At 73.7% G+C, this 13826-nt stretch carries 16 protein-coding genes; 12 read left to right on the plus strand and 4 right to left on the minus strand.

What is annotated here, in order from left to right:
• Positions 1-72: 72 nt before the first annotated feature.
• Together EXE57_RS17060 and EXE57_RS17065 are read left to right on the plus strand one after the other, a co-directional pair.
• Positions 73-360 (plus strand): DUF1905 domain-containing protein, encoded by a 288-nt coding sequence (locus EXE57_RS17060; RefSeq protein WP_135079574.1) that lies wholly within the window; start codon positions 73-75, stop codon positions 358-360.
• A 145-nt stretch (positions 361-505) separates the two neighbouring features.
• Positions 506-1081, plus strand: a complete 576-nt coding sequence (locus EXE57_RS17065; protein ID WP_135079576.1) for a hypothetical protein — start codon at positions 506-508, stop codon at positions 1079-1081.
• Positions 1082-1431: 350 nt separating this feature from the next.
• On the opposite strand, the gene EXE57_RS17070 is transcribed toward EXE57_RS17065, so the two are convergent.
• Complete coding sequence (locus tag EXE57_RS17070) at positions 1432-2691, minus strand: hypothetical protein (protein WP_135079578.1); 1260 nt, start codon at positions 2689-2691, stop codon at positions 1432-1434.
• 137 nt (positions 2692-2828) lie between these two features.
• Here EXE57_RS17070 and EXE57_RS17075 point away from each other — a divergent pair, with 137 nt between their 5' ends.
• Both EXE57_RS17075 and EXE57_RS17080 read left to right on the plus strand, forming a co-directional pair.
• Positions 2829-5051 (plus strand): thiamine pyrophosphate-dependent enzyme, encoded by a 2223-nt coding sequence (locus EXE57_RS17075; protein ID WP_208542896.1) that lies wholly within the window; start codon positions 2829-2831, stop codon positions 5049-5051.
• Between the two features lie 153 nt (positions 5052-5204).
• The gene (locus EXE57_RS17080; protein ID WP_135079582.1) at positions 5205-5561 is read left to right on the plus strand and encodes a hypothetical protein; all 357 of its coding nucleotides are present in this window, start codon (positions 5205-5207) and stop codon (positions 5559-5561) included.
• A gap of 43 nt (positions 5562-5604) precedes the next feature.
• On the opposite strand, the gene EXE57_RS20410 is transcribed toward EXE57_RS17080, so the two are convergent.
• Both EXE57_RS20410 and EXE57_RS17090 read right to left on the minus strand, forming a co-directional pair.
• On the minus strand, positions 5605-6591 hold the full coding sequence (locus EXE57_RS20410; protein ID WP_279633170.1) for a helix-turn-helix transcriptional regulator: 987 nt from the start codon (positions 6589-6591) through the stop codon (positions 5605-5607).
• Between the two features lie 10 nt (positions 6592-6601).
• Complete coding sequence (locus tag EXE57_RS17090) at positions 6602-7315, minus strand: hypothetical protein (protein ID WP_135079584.1); 714 nt, start codon at positions 7313-7315, stop codon at positions 6602-6604.
• A gap of 335 nt (positions 7316-7650) precedes the next feature.
• Here EXE57_RS17090 and EXE57_RS17095 point away from each other — a divergent pair, with 335 nt between their 5' ends.
• Positions 7651-8133: a hypothetical protein gene (locus EXE57_RS17095; protein ID WP_135079586.1), complete on the plus strand. Its 483-nt coding sequence runs from the start codon at positions 7651-7653 to the stop codon at positions 8131-8133.
• A 148-nt stretch (positions 8134-8281) separates the two neighbouring features.
• Here EXE57_RS17095 and EXE57_RS17100 read toward each other — a convergent pair whose 3' ends face one another.
• The gene (locus EXE57_RS17100; RefSeq protein WP_135079588.1) at positions 8282-8689 is read right to left on the minus strand and encodes a YccF domain-containing protein; all 408 of its coding nucleotides are present in this window, start codon (positions 8687-8689) and stop codon (positions 8282-8284) included.
• A 105-nt stretch (positions 8690-8794) separates the two neighbouring features.
• On the opposite strand from EXE57_RS17100, the gene EXE57_RS17105 reads away from it, so the two are divergent.
• The 7 genes from EXE57_RS17105 (at position 8795) to EXE57_RS17130 (ending at position 13823) form a co-directional block, all read left to right on the plus strand.
• Complete coding sequence (locus tag EXE57_RS17105; RefSeq protein WP_135079590.1) at positions 8795-9163, plus strand: SpoIIAA family protein; 369 nt, start codon at positions 8795-8797, stop codon at positions 9161-9163.
• A 19-nt stretch (positions 9164-9182) separates the two neighbouring features.
• Entirely contained in the window at positions 9183-10652 is a 1470-nt protein-coding gene (locus EXE57_RS17110; protein ID WP_208542897.1) for a hypothetical protein, read from the plus strand.
• 111 nt (positions 10653-10763) lie between these two features.
• Positions 10764-11672, plus strand: coding sequence for a coiled-coil domain-containing protein (locus EXE57_RS17115; RefSeq protein WP_135079592.1), 909 nt, complete (start codon positions 10764-10766; stop codon positions 11670-11672).
• Between the two features lie 5 nt (positions 11673-11677).
• On the plus strand, positions 11678-11842 hold the full coding sequence (locus EXE57_RS19850) for a hypothetical protein (RefSeq protein WP_167305956.1): 165 nt from the start codon (positions 11678-11680) through the stop codon (positions 11840-11842).
• Positions 11839-12033 (plus strand): hypothetical protein, encoded by a 195-nt coding sequence (locus EXE57_RS20035; protein WP_208542898.1) that lies wholly within the window; start codon positions 11839-11841, stop codon positions 12031-12033. The genes EXE57_RS19850 and EXE57_RS20035 overlap by 4 nt, the downstream gene beginning before the upstream one ends.
• A gap of 22 nt (positions 12034-12055) precedes the next feature.
• Positions 12056-12325 carry a hypothetical protein gene (locus EXE57_RS17125; RefSeq protein ID WP_135079594.1) on the plus strand — a complete coding sequence of 90 codons (270 nt, stop codon included), beginning with the start codon at positions 12056-12058 and terminating at the stop codon, positions 12323-12325.
• Between the two features lie 106 nt (positions 12326-12431).
• Positions 12432-13823, plus strand: a complete 1392-nt coding sequence (locus EXE57_RS17130) for a M15 family metallopeptidase (RefSeq protein ID WP_135079596.1) — start codon at positions 12432-12434, stop codon at positions 13821-13823.
• Positions 13824-13826: the final 3 nt, after the last annotated feature.

The following is a 13826-nucleotide window of genomic DNA, read 5'->3' on the forward strand; positions in this document are numbered from 1 at the left end:
AGGAGCGATGACTCACGAGGGGGACGCCGGTCAGACCTTCGAGACCCTCGTTCGACCAGGAAGGTTCCCGGCATGAGTGCAGCCATTGGCCCTCTCGACATCAGCTTCACCGCGACGTTGGGCCGGCTCCGGGAGGGAGACACCTGGACCTGCGTTCAGCTTCCCGACTCCGCCGCCATCTTCGGCACCCGCGGCCTGGTCAAGGTCTCCGGCACCGTCGACGGTGAACCCTTCGATGGTGCCTTCATGGCACTCGGTGATGGCACCCACAAGCTCCCGATCGCGGCGGCGATCCGGCGGGCCATCGGGAAGAACGACGGCGATCAGGTAGCCGTACACCTGACGGCTCGGCGTAGCTGAGGCATGTGCGGCGGATGGACGTATGTTGAGGACGCACTCATCGCGGGCGCAATCTCTGGGCAGGCGAGCTGGTCGGCCCACCGCGGGTGGGTGAGCAGCACTGGTACGTGAACTCGCGGTCGGAGAAGGTCGGTGGTAGACGCACGTGTTCAGTCACGTCACAGCCACGCGAGCCGAGGGAGGCGAGCAGCGTCCGGGCGACGACATCGTCGTGCCAGCGGACGTGGTGATGGACCGAGCCTTCACCGTCCCGGGAACTCCCGAGATGGTGTTCCCGTGGATGCGACAGCTCGGCAAGGGCAGGGCTGGTTGGTACCTGCCGCGGAACGTCGAACGTTGCCTGCCGACACGCCGCCGGGCCTTGCGGCACATCGAGCCCAGATGGCAACACCTCAGTCCAGGAGACACTGTCCCGGACTACGGGGGAGCCAAGGAGACGTTCACCGTCGCGTCGATCGACCCGCCGCACTCGCTGGTGTACCGATCGCAACGCGGCCGCGCCCTGATCAGCTGGTCGATTGTGCTGCGCCCGGCTGGCACCGGTGCGGGCGAACCCACGCGAGTTCTGCTACGCCTGCGAGTTGGTGCGGCCCGGCGGCCGTGGTTGGTGAGGACTGCCGGAGAGGCACTGGACGTGCTCACGATCGCCGCTGTGGCGGCGGGACTCGCCGAACGCATGCAGGACGCGTCGAGCCAGGGAGCGTCACGCGACCGCGCGTGACAGCCCCGCTCCGGGGGGCGCCCTTGGGGGCATGAAGCGTTCGGAGTCTGGGCGACGCTCATCGGAGGGAGCGCACTCAGCGACGTTAGCGCGCGTCCGGCTCGCGGCGTTGGGACGTCCCCCTCCGACGTACACCGCTCCCGGAGTTTCCCTCGAGGTAGCGGGCGCGCTGTGCGCCAGGTCCCGGCGCCTGTGCACGTGGACGGGGCCTGTTCACTCCGGTGCTGCGCGTGCGGCATCCAGCGAGTACGCCCCTGGGCGGCTCCACCTGACCTCGGGTGGAGCCGCTTCTCGTGGGGCGAGGCCCCACGATCAGTTCGGGATGCGCCTGATCCACATGGCGCACGCCGTCACGCATCGACCTTGCGTGCGATCCGGTAGTCGAGGGTCAGGAACGGGAAACCGAAGACCCAGAACGCGTGCTCGGCGCGCAGCACGCCATCCTCGACGAAGACGTCGAGCTGCTCCTCGAAGCCGTGCACCGCGACGGCCGTCAGCTCGTCCGCGGTGGTGTCGATGTAGGTGAGGTAGTGGCCCGCCTGACCGTCGTCGACGCGACTGGTCAACCTCAGCCCGCGGTCGGGGCGGGAGGCAGGGCGCAACGTGGCGGTGAAGCTGCCCTCCGGGACCGGGAACCCGACGCTCACGTAACCGCGGCCGTCATGGGTGTACGTCGTGTAGATGCCGGTCATGATCGGCTCGTCGTCGTCGGCGAACGACCGGATCCAGCCGCGTACGGAGACCACCCCGTCGAGGTCGGTGACCGTGTCGATGCGGCTGCGGACCCCTCGCTGGGCCTCGCGCTGGTTCATCGGAAGGCTGGCCTGGCCCAGCGGGCGCGCGACCAGGCTCCGGTACAGCAGGTAGCCGGGCCGCACCCACAGCCGCCACCGCGGGACGATGTCCAGGGCGAACCGCGTCGTGTGCTCGTAGAACTCCCGCACCAGCGGGTCCACCTGTGCCGGGTCGAGCTCCGGTCCGGCCAGCGCGTCCAGGGACGCCACGATGCCGGCGTCCTCGGCGTCCTCGGTGTAGCGGGCTCCCAGCTCCTCGGCGAGGTCGCGGACATAGCCGGTGCCGACGTACCGCGACCGCGCCGGCCGGGGAACCACGAACGGCAGGTCGGCGGCCCTGACCCGCTCCGCGAGCAGGCTGACCTGTGCGTCGCGGAACAGCATCGCCGACAGGGTGCGATACGCCAGGACGGTGCTGCTGGCCACCAGGGCCGCCGACGTCGGTCCGCGGCGCAGGGCCTGGCCCACGGCGAGACCGACGGCCGGGCCCATCGCGACCTTCTGCGGGCGAAGGCCCATCGCCCCGACCACGGCTCCCGCGCCGGCGCCGACCGCACGAGGTCCCAGACCGGTCGCCGCGCCCACGAGCCACCCGAGGGGTGCCGCCATCGCCGTGCTCACCGCGATCCGGTGCCACAACGCAGGGATCTCGCCCTCCCGCTGCCGGGCACGGGCCACCGCCTCCGACGCCCCCAGGCCGACCGCGCCGGCGAGGGCCGCCCGAGCCGCCGCCCCGGGGCCGCGGTGTGCCGCGAGCGAAGCTCCGGCGAGTCCCCCGATGCCCGCTGCGAAGCCGATCTCGGACGTCCTGGCCACGCTCGCGACCCTAGCCTGTGCCAGGTTCACGACGTCCTGTGATGAGCGTGCGGTCGGGTGGACGGCGGCGGGTCACTGGCGGGTCGAGCGATGGGAGCCCAGACTGGAGCACCCCTGGAGCAAAGGCCGGACGTGACGTGGCAACCTCGATCGACGAGCACTTCCTGACGTCCGTCTCGTCGTGCCCGGCGGGTGACGGCCCGGCACTGGGTGCGGGTGAGGCGGAGTACCTGCAGCAGGTGCTGGTCGCGCAGGTGCAGAGCAGGCACACGGACTTCGCCTCCCGCTGGCTGCAGTCACAGGGCGAGGGCTTCTACACGATCGGCTCGGCCGGCCACGAGTCGAACGCCGCCGTCGCGCGGGCCCTGGCACCGACGGACCCGGCCCTGCTGCACTACCGATCGGCGGCCTTCTACCTCGCCCGGTGCCTCCAGGCCGGCAGCGAGAGCGGGGTCGGCGACGTGCTCGACGGCGTGGCGTCCTCCGTCGAGGACCAGATCTCCGGTGGCCGGCACAAGGTCATCGGCAGCCGCAGGCTCGCCGTCGTTCCGCAGACGTCGACCATCGCCTCGCACCTGCCCCGGGCGGTCGGCCTGGCCCTCGCGCTCGACCTGGGTGCCTCGGAGCACGAGACCCCGTGGCCGTCGGGCTCGGTCGTGGTGGCCAGCTTCGGCGACGCCTCCGTCAACCACTCGACCGCGGTCGGCGCGTTCAACACCGCCGGCTACCTCGCGCACCGTGGCACGCCGCTGCCGCTGCTGCTCGTCTGCGAGGACAACGGCCTCGGCATCAGCACCCGGACGCCGCGAGGGTGGGCCGAGCGGATGCTCTCGTCGCTGCCCGCGATCGAGTACGCCGCGGCGGACGGGAGCGATCCGCTCGGCCTGCGCTCGGTGGTGACGTCGGCCGTCGACACGGTCCGGAGCGAGCGCCGCCCGGTCCTGCTGCACCTGCGCACGGTGCGGTTCCTGGGTCACGCCGGGTCCGACGTCGAGCTGGCCTACCGGTCGCCGTCGGAGATCGAGGCCGACCTCGCCGAGGACCCGCTGCTGGCCACGGCCCGGCTGCTGGTCCGGTCGGGCACCCTCGCCGTGGACGAGGTCGTCGACCTGTACGAGCGCACCCGACAGGACGTGATGGCGGCGGCGAAGGACCGGGTGGGTGCTGTGCGGCTGACTCGTCCGGACGACGTCGTACGACCGCTCGTGGAGACCCGAGCCGCCATGGTGGCCCGCGAGGCCGCGGCCTGTTCGCCGACGCGGGCCGCGCCGTTCCACGGCATCCTGCCCGAGGACGGGCCGGCCCTCACCCTCGCGCAGACCATCAACGCCACGCTGGCCGACGCGATGGCGGCCCGGCCGGACACGGTGGTCTTCGGCGAGGACGTGGGCCGCAAGGGCGGCGTCTACGGCGTGACCCGGGGTCTGCGCAAGACATTCGGGGGCCTCCGCGTCTTCGACACGCTCCTCGACGAGCAGACCGTGCTCGGCACCGCGCTCGGCATGGCCCTTGCCGGCTACCTCCCCGTGCCCGAGATCCAGTACCTCGCCTACCTCCACAACGCCGAGGACCAGCTCCGCGGCGAGGCGGCGACGCTCCGCTTCTTCAGCAACGGGCAGTACCAGAACGGCATGGTGGTCCGGGTCGCCGGTCTCGCCTACCAGAAGGGCTTCGGCGGGCACTTCCACAACGACAACTCGCTGGCCGTCCTCCGCGACATCCCCGGCATCGCGGTGGCCGTGGCCAGTCACCCGAGCAGCGCCGCCGGCCTGCTGCGGAACTGCCTCGCGCTCGCCCGCGTCGAGGGCCGCGTCTGCGTCTACGTCGAGCCGATCGCGCTCTACCACCAGCGGGACCTGCACCAGGCGGAGGACGGCGCCTGGCTCGCGCCGTACGCCGCGCCGGGCAGCTGGGACCCCGAGGCGACGGCGGTCGGGACGACCCGCTCGTACGGCACCGGCCACGACCTGCTGGTCCTCACCTTCGGGAACGGCGTGCCGATGAGCCTGCGTGCGGCCCGCCGGCTCGAGCAGCAGCAGATCGCCACGACCGTGGTCGACCTGCAGTGGGTCTCGCCGCTGCCGGTCGCAGCGCTGCTCGAGGCCGCCGCCGGCTTCGAGCGGATCCTCGTGGTCGACGAGACCCGGGCGAGCGGCGGCGTGTCCGAGTCGGTCGTCACCGCCCTGGGCCAGGCCGGGAACCCGGCCCGGGTCCGACGCGTGACCAGCCACGACAGCTTCATCCCGCTCGGCCCGGCCGCCGGCGCCGTCCTGCTCTCCGAGGACGACGTCGTCGAGGCAGCCCGGGGGCTCCTCCAGCCGGAGCCCTGGAGGAGCCCCGGCCGCCACCGGGCGGAATGAGGCGACGCGCGACGTCGGCACGACGGGACCAACGGGCCGGAGGTCGGGACCAGCGACTCTGCCCGCAGGACCGGCGCAGACCGACCATGGGACTACCGACCGCTCGTCACCCGGCGGCCGGACCAGTGGACCGGACGAGAGGAGGCGGGGACGATGGGCGCGGCACTCTTCATCGCGGTCCTGGTCATGATCGCCGGACTCGTCGTGGCGCTGGTCCTGCGCTCGCTCGTGAGGCAGGAGGAGAAGACCGACGCCCGGCTGCACGACCCCCACACGCACACGGTGTCCTACGAGATCCCCAACGGCGTCGAGCCCTCGACGATCCTCGCCGCCGTCGAGACGGCCGGCTTCACAGCAGTGGTCGACCCGCGCGGGCGCAGCGAGCACCTGCTGGTGGGCTGCGAGGCGGGAGACCGCGCGCGGCTGCGCGGCATCATCGAGGCGGTCCCCGTCACCCGGTACGACGGAACGCCCCTGCGGGATCCCGTCGTCTTCGAGGACGAGCGCTGAGCGGATCGACTGCCGGACCGCGTCTGCGACGTGTGGCTCCGGCTCACGGGCCCGGGCTCGCAGAAGGTGGGTTCCCGGCCCCCTGCCGCGCCAGCCACGTCGCGGCCTGAGTGCGGTTCTCCAGCCCCAGCTTGGTCAGGATCCGGCTGACGTGGTTGCGCGCGGTGACCGGGGAGATGAAGAGACGCTCGGCGATCTGCCGGTTGGTCAGTCCCTCCGCGACGAGCTCGAGGACCTCGCGCTCGCGGCCCGACAACCCGGGGGTCTCCGGGGGTGGGGGTGCTGGGGCCGGGCCGGGTGCGGGCTCCGGCTGCCGGAGCAGCGTGAGGGTGATCCCGGCGCCGAGCAGCATCGCGCCGAGGACGTCGAGCGCGTCGGCCGCCCGCGGCCACAGCACGTGACCGCCCAGTGCCAGGACCGCGAAGCCGGCCGCCCCTCCGAGCGCGGGCGCCAGGCGGGCCCGGTCCGGGTGTCGGCGGAGCCGTACGACGACGGCGGCCACGGCGAGCAGGAAGGGGAGCTGGAGCACCCAGTCGCCCGCGCTCCCCACCGGGCCGGCCCACGAGCCGGGGAGGACGCCCACCGGGTTGTCGGGGCCGGACGTGGCCGGGACCAGGCTCCAGGTGAGGACGACGGCCACCTGGCCGACGACCACCGCCACGACCGCGGGTCGCCAGCGCGGCGACGGCAGCTGCCCGTCGGGCATCAGCACCAGCGCCAGGAACGTCAGCGGGACGACGATCGCGCCGGACCGCTCGGACGCCCAAGAGGCCCAGGCACTGGCGTGGCCGGACTCGACCCATCGGGTGGCCAGGCCCAGGCACGAGAGCACGACGCCGACGGCGAGCAGCAGCCACCCCACGCGGTTGTGCGGCTGGAGCACGGCGCACAGGGCGCCGGGCACTCCCAGCGCGAGGGCGATCAGCACCAGCTTCCACTGACCGGCGTCCGGGCTGAGGGCCACCGTGGCGAGCACGACGGCCAGCGCCACCGAGGCGGCGGCCCCGACGAGCGTACGAGCGGCCCTCACCGCTCCAGTATCAGGCCTGCAGTCGACCGCTGCCCGGCTTCCGCCACTCCGAGGGCGCGAGGAGGAGCACGTGGGCCCCGAGCCAGCCCAGCGACACCGCCAGCAGCAGGTGCGGCTCCAGCAGGCCGGTCGAGGGGAGGAGGAAGTCCCACACGAGGAAGGCGACGAGCAGGAGGAGCGGGACCCGCGGCAGCGACCGGCCACGGAGGCCGGCGACCGCGAGCAGCAGCACGCCGAGGAACGACCCGACGAGGTGCGGCAGCAACGCCGTGAGGACGGTCCCCGTGTGGTCGAGGTAGCCGTCGTTGAGCGCGACGGCCGCCTCGGTCCCGATCGCTCCCGGGCCGACGGTGCCGGCGGCGTACCCGAGGGCCACGACGTTGTGGAAACCCCACATGCCCCACAGGGTGAGAACGATGCCGAGGGCCGTCAGCCGGGGTGACGCCCAGCGGGTGAGGGTGGCCAGCCCGAGCAGGCCCAGGGGCATCACGAGCATGCTCACCAGCAGGGCTGTCTGCTCCGCGACGTGGATGCCGGGATGATCGACCCCCCACCTGATCTGCGCGCTGAAGTCGGCGAGGTCGGGCATCGCGAGGTGCCCCAGGTACTGCGCGAGGCCGTTGGTGAGGCCAGCCACCAGGAGGCAGCAGCCGGTCGCGAGCTGAGCGGCCCGTGAGAGGGGCGTGCCGACGGTCGTGGCGGCGTCCGGAGTCGTGGTCGTCATGCGCCAAGGGTCCGCGGGTTCGCCCGGCCCGCGCGTGGTGCACCTGCACCAATTCGACCGGATCCGCTGCGGTCCGGTGCGCACCCTCTCGAGCGTCGCGTGGCGACCGTGCCGCCTCGCCACCAGGCTCGATCCCTCGTCCGCGAGGGGTGATCTGGTGACGGTCCTCCATGGCTAGCGTCGGCATCGACGGAGGGAGCCGCAACGATGGTCCGACGACGCCACGACAGGCCGCAGGCGGTGCCAGGACCCGACGCAGGCCAGGACGAGAGCGACGCGGTCTGGGAGGACGTCACGCTCGACGCCCGCCCCCGGGCGAGAACGGGAAGGACATCGTGACCACCAAGGACGACTTCGCCGAGGACGAGTGGGCCCGTGTCGTGCGGGCACCCATGGTGGCCGGGATGGCCATCTCGCTGGCCGACCCGGGCGGTCCCATCGAGGCTGCCAAGGAGACGATGGCGACGGTCAGGGCGGCGACCAACCCTCCCAGCCACGAACAGCTGCTGACCGAGGTGGCGTTGGAGATCCAGGCTCAGGCGCAGCAGCGCCACAATCCGCTCAAGGGGTTCAAGCCCACCGCGGCGGGAAGCAGTCCGGGAGATCAGGTGCTGGACGAGCTGCGCGCCGTGGTCGGCATCGTCTCGGCCAGGGCGACGGCCGAGGAGAGCACCGCGTTCGGGAGCTGGCTGGTGACGGCTGCGCAGGCCGCGGCCGACGCGGCCAAGGAGGGCGGCTTCATGGGCTTCCACGCCGAACGGGTCAGCGAGCGCGAGCAGGCCGTTCTCGAGCAGGTCCGGGGTGCCGTGACGGCCTGAGGGGCACCAGCGCGGAGCCGGCGCGCGTACGGTTCGGGACCCCGGTCGACGTACGCACTCGGCCCGCGCTGCGCGGAGGTTCCCGCAGCCACGGACTGCCCCCGCTGGCGACCTGCCTGCGGCCGCTCGGCGGCAAGGCCGGCGTTCCTCAGACCGGCAGGCCGTACGGGTCCCGCTCCGTCTCCCGGATGGGCACGATCACCTGCCCGAGCGGCACGAGGGCGAGCGGGACCATCTTCCAGCAGGCCACCCCGAACGGGATGCCGATGATCGTGATGCACAGCAGCAACCCCGCGAGGAGGTGGCCCAGGGCCAGCTCCCAGCCGAAGAAGATGATCCACACGACGTTGCCGAGGACCGACCAGATGCCGGCGTCGCGCCGGAAGACCGTGGTCCGGCCGAACGGCCAGACGACGAAGCTCGCCAACCGGAAGGCCGCGAAGCCGAACGGGATGGTGATGATGAGGATGAACGCCAGCACGCCGGCGACGACGTAGCCGAGCGCCAGCCACCAGCCGGCGAGGATGAACCACAAGATGTTGCCGATGGTGCGCACCCCCCGAGTGTGGTGGTGCGACGCAACAGGCTCCTCGTCCGCGCCGGGTGATCTGGTGACGGTCCTCCGTGGCTAGCGTCGGCCTCGACGGAGGGAGCGACAACGATGATCCGACGACGCCACGACATGCCGGCGGGGGTGCTCGGGTTCGAGGCCGTCGGTGAGGTGGAGGACGACGACTACGAGGACGTCCTCGTCCCGGCGATCGAGGCCGAGATCGCGGAGCGGGGGAAGGTCCGGCTCGTCTACGTCCTCGGACCGGAGTTCGACGAGTACGAGGGCGACGCCATCTGGGAGGACGTCAAGCTCGGCGTCCGGCACCCGCTGTCCTTCGAGCGGATGGCGATCGTGACCGACGCCCGGGGTGCGGGCCCGGCGATCAAGGCCTTCAGCGCGCTCTGGCCGGGGAAGGCGCGAGCCTTCCCGGTGGCCGAGCTGGAGGCCGCCAAGGCGTGGGCGGCCACGACCGGCTGACCCCTCCGGACGATGGCCCATGATGGTGCCCATGTCCCACGGCGTCTCCTTCCCCGCCCGCCCCGACGGTCGTCGCAGCACCACCGCGCTGGGGCGTGAGGTGGTCGCGACCGCTTTGCGCGCCGCGGACCCGGTCGGCGCCCTCGGGGCCGAGCAGGAGACCGCGTGGCGCAGCCAGTACGTCGCCCACTTCCGCCGGCTCGTCGAGGCCGGGCTCGCCACGCCCGAGGCCTGGTGTGCCATCGCCGACGCCGGTCTCGGGGCGATCCACGAGCGGATGGTGGTCGCGCACGAGGGCGGTGCCGACCTCCCGCTGTCCTCGCTCACCCACGCCGAGCCCGTACGCCGGCTCGACACCGACGTCGTCGCGGGAGAGGCGAAGCCCGTCGAGCAGCTCGAGATCCCCTACCGCGGCCGGCGGCTCCGGGGTGCCGAGCTGAGCGACCAGCTGGGGGAGTGGACCGACCGGGGGGTGCTCGAGCCGTCGGCCGCAGCGGCGGTGCTGGAGGTGGCCGAGCACCCGGAGTGGCTGCGGCTGGAGGGCCGTACGCCGGTCGTGCTCGGAGCCGGCGCCGAGATGGGCCCGCTCGGACCGCTCCTGGGCTGGGGCGCCACCGTGGCGGCCGTCGACCTGCCGCGGCCCGCCGTCTGGGAGCGGGTGGTCGCCACCGCCCGCGCGTCCGCCGGACGGTTGCTCGTGCCGGTCCCGACGGGGGAGCCGGGGGACCCCGGGAAGGTGGCCGGCGTCGACCTGCTGGCCGAGGTGCCCGAGGCCGCCGAGTGGCTGCGCGGCCTCGACGGCAGGCTGGTGCTCGGCAACTACCTCTACGCCGACGGCGGCACCCACGTCCGGGTCTCGGTCGCGGCGGACGCCCTCGCCACGAGGCTCGTCGCGGACCGTCCCGACACCGGCCTGGCCTTCCTGGCCACGCCGACCGACGTCTTCGCCGTACCTCACGAGGCCGTGGCCCAGTCCACCCGCGCCTACGCCGAGCGCTCGGGCATGGCGAAGCTCGCCGGGAGGCCGCTGCGCTGGGCGACGCGGGGGCGGCTGCTCCACCGCGCCTACCCGCCCGAGGCAGACCCCGGCATCGCCGACGCGCTCGTGCCGGTGCAGGGCCCGAGCTATGCGCTGGCCAAGCGGGTGCAGCGCTGGCGCGCCACCGCCGCCCGCCGCGACGGGAGGCTGGTCTCCTTCCACGTCGCGCCGTCCACGCGGACCCGCTCCGTGGTCAAGAACCGCGCCCTCGCGGCCGCCTTCGCGGGGGCGCACCGCTTCGGGGTCGAGGTCTTCGAGCCCGACACCGCCAACACGCTGATGGCCGCGCTGCTGGTCCGCGACGTCGCCGGCGGCACCACCGCCCACGCGCACCCCTGGCAGGACGAGGCCCACGCCGCCGTGCACGGCGGCCTGTGGCGGGCGGCGTACGCCCCACCCAGCGCCCTCGGGCTCGCGGCCGTCCTCGGCTACGCGAGCGCGAGGGGCTGAGCGGGGGGACGTCAGCGGCATGGAACCGCGGGACGTGGGTACGCACTCCTGAGGCCTGCTCCACGGGCCACCTTGCGTTGGGAGGCGCAAGTCATCGGGAGGGAGAACCAGATGGCAGGTCCACAACCGAAGCGCGGTCTCGTCACGTCCTGGGCGACGGGGGTGAAGGACATCCCGCGCAACGTCTCGTGGCTCGTCGGCAAGGCCGTCGCCACCAACGGCACCGGCAGCTCCAACGGCGTCGTCGACTCCGTACGCCAGGCAGGGCCGACGCTCGCGTCGGCGATGCCCGGCCACGACTCCGTCGATGCCCGGCTGGCCCGGGCCCGCACCGCCGCTCAGCGTGCCCAGGAGGCCGAGCAGGAGGCCCTGAGCGCCGCCGAGCGGGCGCAGCGGGCCGCGGACGAGGCGACCGACGTCCAGCAGCAGGAGCGGTCGCGCCTGGACGAGGTCCGGGCGGAGCAGTCCCGTGTCGTCGACCGGCGCACCGAGGAGGCCCGCCGAAGGGCCGACGAGCGGGTCGCCGCCGAGCGCGCCGAGGCGGAGCAGGCCGCCGCCGAGGAGCTCGACGAGGAGCGCGGGAAGAGCGAGCAGCGCAGCGCCCGGGCCCGCGCGGACGCGGAGAAGGCCCAGCAAGAGGCCGAGGAGAGCTATCGGCGGGCCACCGAGCTGCTGGCGGAGGCACGCTCGCTGGCCGACGACGCGGCGGCCGCGGCGACCGAGGCCGCCGACCGGGCGCGGGCCGAGGCCGACCACATCAGTGCCGAGGCCCACCAGGACGCCGCGGGCGCCGACGAGGCCGTCGCCCAGGCCGAGGAGATCCGGCGTACGACGGAGGCCGCGGCCTCGGCCGTCACCCGGGAGGCCGGGCCGGACACGCCGGTCGGACGGCTCGGCGACCTCACCAAGGCCGAGCTGCTCGACCTCGCTGCCGCCCAGGGCATCGCCGGGCGCAGCTCCAAGAACAAGGTGCAGCTCGTCGCCGCGCTGAGCGGTGCCGCACGACAGGGGAAGCAGTGATGGGCATGTTCCGCAAGGAGTCGACCTGGCAGAAGCTGGCCAAGCCCGTCACCTCCGGCAGCGGCGGCCAGGTGGTGCGCGGTGGCCTCGCCGCCGGCGCCACCTTCCTGGCGGTCTCCGTGGCCAGCGCGGTGACCAGCGCCGTACGCCGTCGCGGAGAGGAGTCGTGAGGCTCACGACCGTCGGCTTCTTCGGGCTCGGGTTCGTGCTCGGCGCTCGTGCGGGGAAGGAACGCTATGAGCAGATCATGGAGGCGGCGCGGCGGTCGGCGGAGCAGCTCGAGGCGTACGGCGCGGGCGGCACGCTCGCTCGCCGCCTCGAGGGAGGCGGTCACGACGCCGGTCCTCCGCCCCGACGCTGAGCACCGGCTCGCCGACGGTGTCGTGGTCGAGACCACGGTGACGGCGCGGCTGCTGGGGGTCCGGGTGCTGCGCCGGGACGGCGTCGTGCTGCTCGCGCCGGCGGGCCTCGAGCCGCGTGGTCGGCCCCTCGAGCCGCCGCCGCCGGCACCGGTCGTGGGGACCGGCGCCGGCGGCGGCCTGGAGCGTGCGCAGCGGCTGCTGCGTGCCAACGACACGCGGCTGCGCTCGCTGGGCCCTGCTCGGAGCTCGTCGTCGGACGACGACGACGATCCCGAGACCCCCACCTGGTAGGCCGAGACCTTCCGCTCGAGGGAGACGGCGTCGGTCGGAGGTGGCCCGGCGACAGATCACGGCCTGCCCCCTGCCCCCAGCTCCCGCCGTCGTGCACAATCACCCCATGCTCGGGCGCCTCCTCACCCTGACCCTGGCCGCCGTCCTGCTGGCCGCACCGCCGGCCCGCTCCGCGGAGCCGGCTCCGACCACGCTGACGATGTCGTCACCGGCACGCTTCGCCGGCGAGGGCACGCCGGTACGGCTGCTGCTCGTGGACGCGGAGGGGACACCGGTGGCGGGCCAGCCGGTCACGCTCAGCCGACGTACGGGCGGGACCTGGGCGCCGGTCGCGGAGGGGTTGGTCACCGACGCCGAGGGCCGGGCCGTCAGCGAGCAGGTGCTGCGCCGGGATGCCGACGACAACGTCTTCCGGGCGACGTACGCCGGCGACGGCATCACCTGGGCCCGCTCCGGGACCGGCCGGGTCCAGCTCCGGATGGAGCGGCGCAAGGGCATCGTCCGCGTCACCGGCCCCGACCGCGTCGTCGACGAGCGCACGGTGGACCTGACGCTCACCTGGCGCACCCGCAACGGCGAGACCGTGGCCGGCCGGGTGCAGCTGTTCCGCAGCCTCGCCGGTGGTCCGTGGAAGCGGGTCGCGCGGCCGCGCACCGGCGCCGACGGCACTGCGACCGTCACCACCCGCCCCCGCAAGGACTCCCGCTGGCGCGCGAAGGCGCCGCGGCTCGACTGGGTGGCCGCCGACCGCAGCGCGGTCCACGCCATCGACAACGTGCCGCCCGGGAACCCCGTGCGCCTCCCGGCAGCGGCGCCGCGGCCGCGCGTGAACCTCCCCGACCAGGGCTACGCGAAGGGTGAGGGCGCCAATGCGGTGGTGTCCCGGATCCCCAACGGCGTCTGGAACAACATGACCGGTCGCTCCTGGCACCGCGGCTGCCCGGTCGGGCGGGCCAGCCTGCGGCTGCTGCGCATCAACTACTGGGACTACAGCGGCTACCGCCACCGCGGCGAGCTGGTCGCTCACGCCGACGCGGTCGGCAACATGCGCGCCGCGCTCGCGGAGATGTACGCCCGCAAGCTGCCGATCCGCTCGATGTACCGGGTCGACCGGTTCGGCTGGTCGCGCCGCCTCCGGGGCGCCGACGACTACCGGTCGATGGCCGCCGGCAACACCTCCGCGTTCAACTGCCGCAACGTCGTGGGCCGCCCGGGTGTCCGGTCGCCCCACTCCTACGGACGCGCGCTCGACATCAACCCGTGGGAGAACCCCTACCGCGCCTCGCACGGCTGGGTCCCCAACACGTGGTGGGTCGGTCGCTCCCACCCGCGGGTCGCGTGGCGCTCGCGCAGCCACGCCGTGGTGTCGCTGATGGCACGCCACGGCCTGCGGTGGACCTACGGCACCAGCGACGCCCACCACTTCGACGCTCCTGCGGGCAGCGGCCGCGTGATCACGGCGCGGACCGCCGACTGCGGCCCGGGCGTCTGCCACTGACGG

This window comes from Nocardioides euryhalodurans (assembly GCF_004564375.1).
Classification (GTDB): domain Bacteria; phylum Actinomycetota; class Actinomycetes; order Propionibacteriales; family Nocardioidaceae; genus Nocardioides; species Nocardioides euryhalodurans.

Coding starts and splice junctions, on each gene's coding strand:
- EXE57_RS17060 (WP_135079574.1), top strand. CDS start 73: ATGAGTGCAGCCATTGGCCCTCTCGACATCAGCTTCACCGCGACGTTG.
- EXE57_RS17080 (WP_135079582.1), top strand. CDS start 5,205: ATGGGCGCGGCACTCTTCATCGCGGTCCTGGTCATGATCGCCGGACTC.
- EXE57_RS17090 (WP_135079584.1), bottom strand. CDS start 7,315: ATGACGACCACGACTCCGGACGCCGCCACGACCGTCGGCACGCCCCTC.
- EXE57_RS17105 (WP_135079590.1), top strand. CDS start 8,795: ATGATCCGACGACGCCACGACATGCCGGCGGGGGTGCTCGGGTTCGAG.
- EXE57_RS17110 (WP_208542897.1), top strand. CDS start 9,183: ATGATGGTGCCCATGTCCCACGGCGTCTCCTTCCCCGCCCGCCCCGAC.
- EXE57_RS17115 (WP_135079592.1), top strand. CDS start 10,764: ATGGCAGGTCCACAACCGAAGCGCGGTCTCGTCACGTCCTGGGCGACG.
- EXE57_RS19850 (WP_167305956.1), top strand. CDS start 11,678: ATGTTCCGCAAGGAGTCGACCTGGCAGAAGCTGGCCAAGCCCGTCACC.
- EXE57_RS17130 (WP_135079596.1), top strand. CDS start 12,432: ATGCTCGGGCGCCTCCTCACCCTGACCCTGGCCGCCGTCCTGCTGGCC.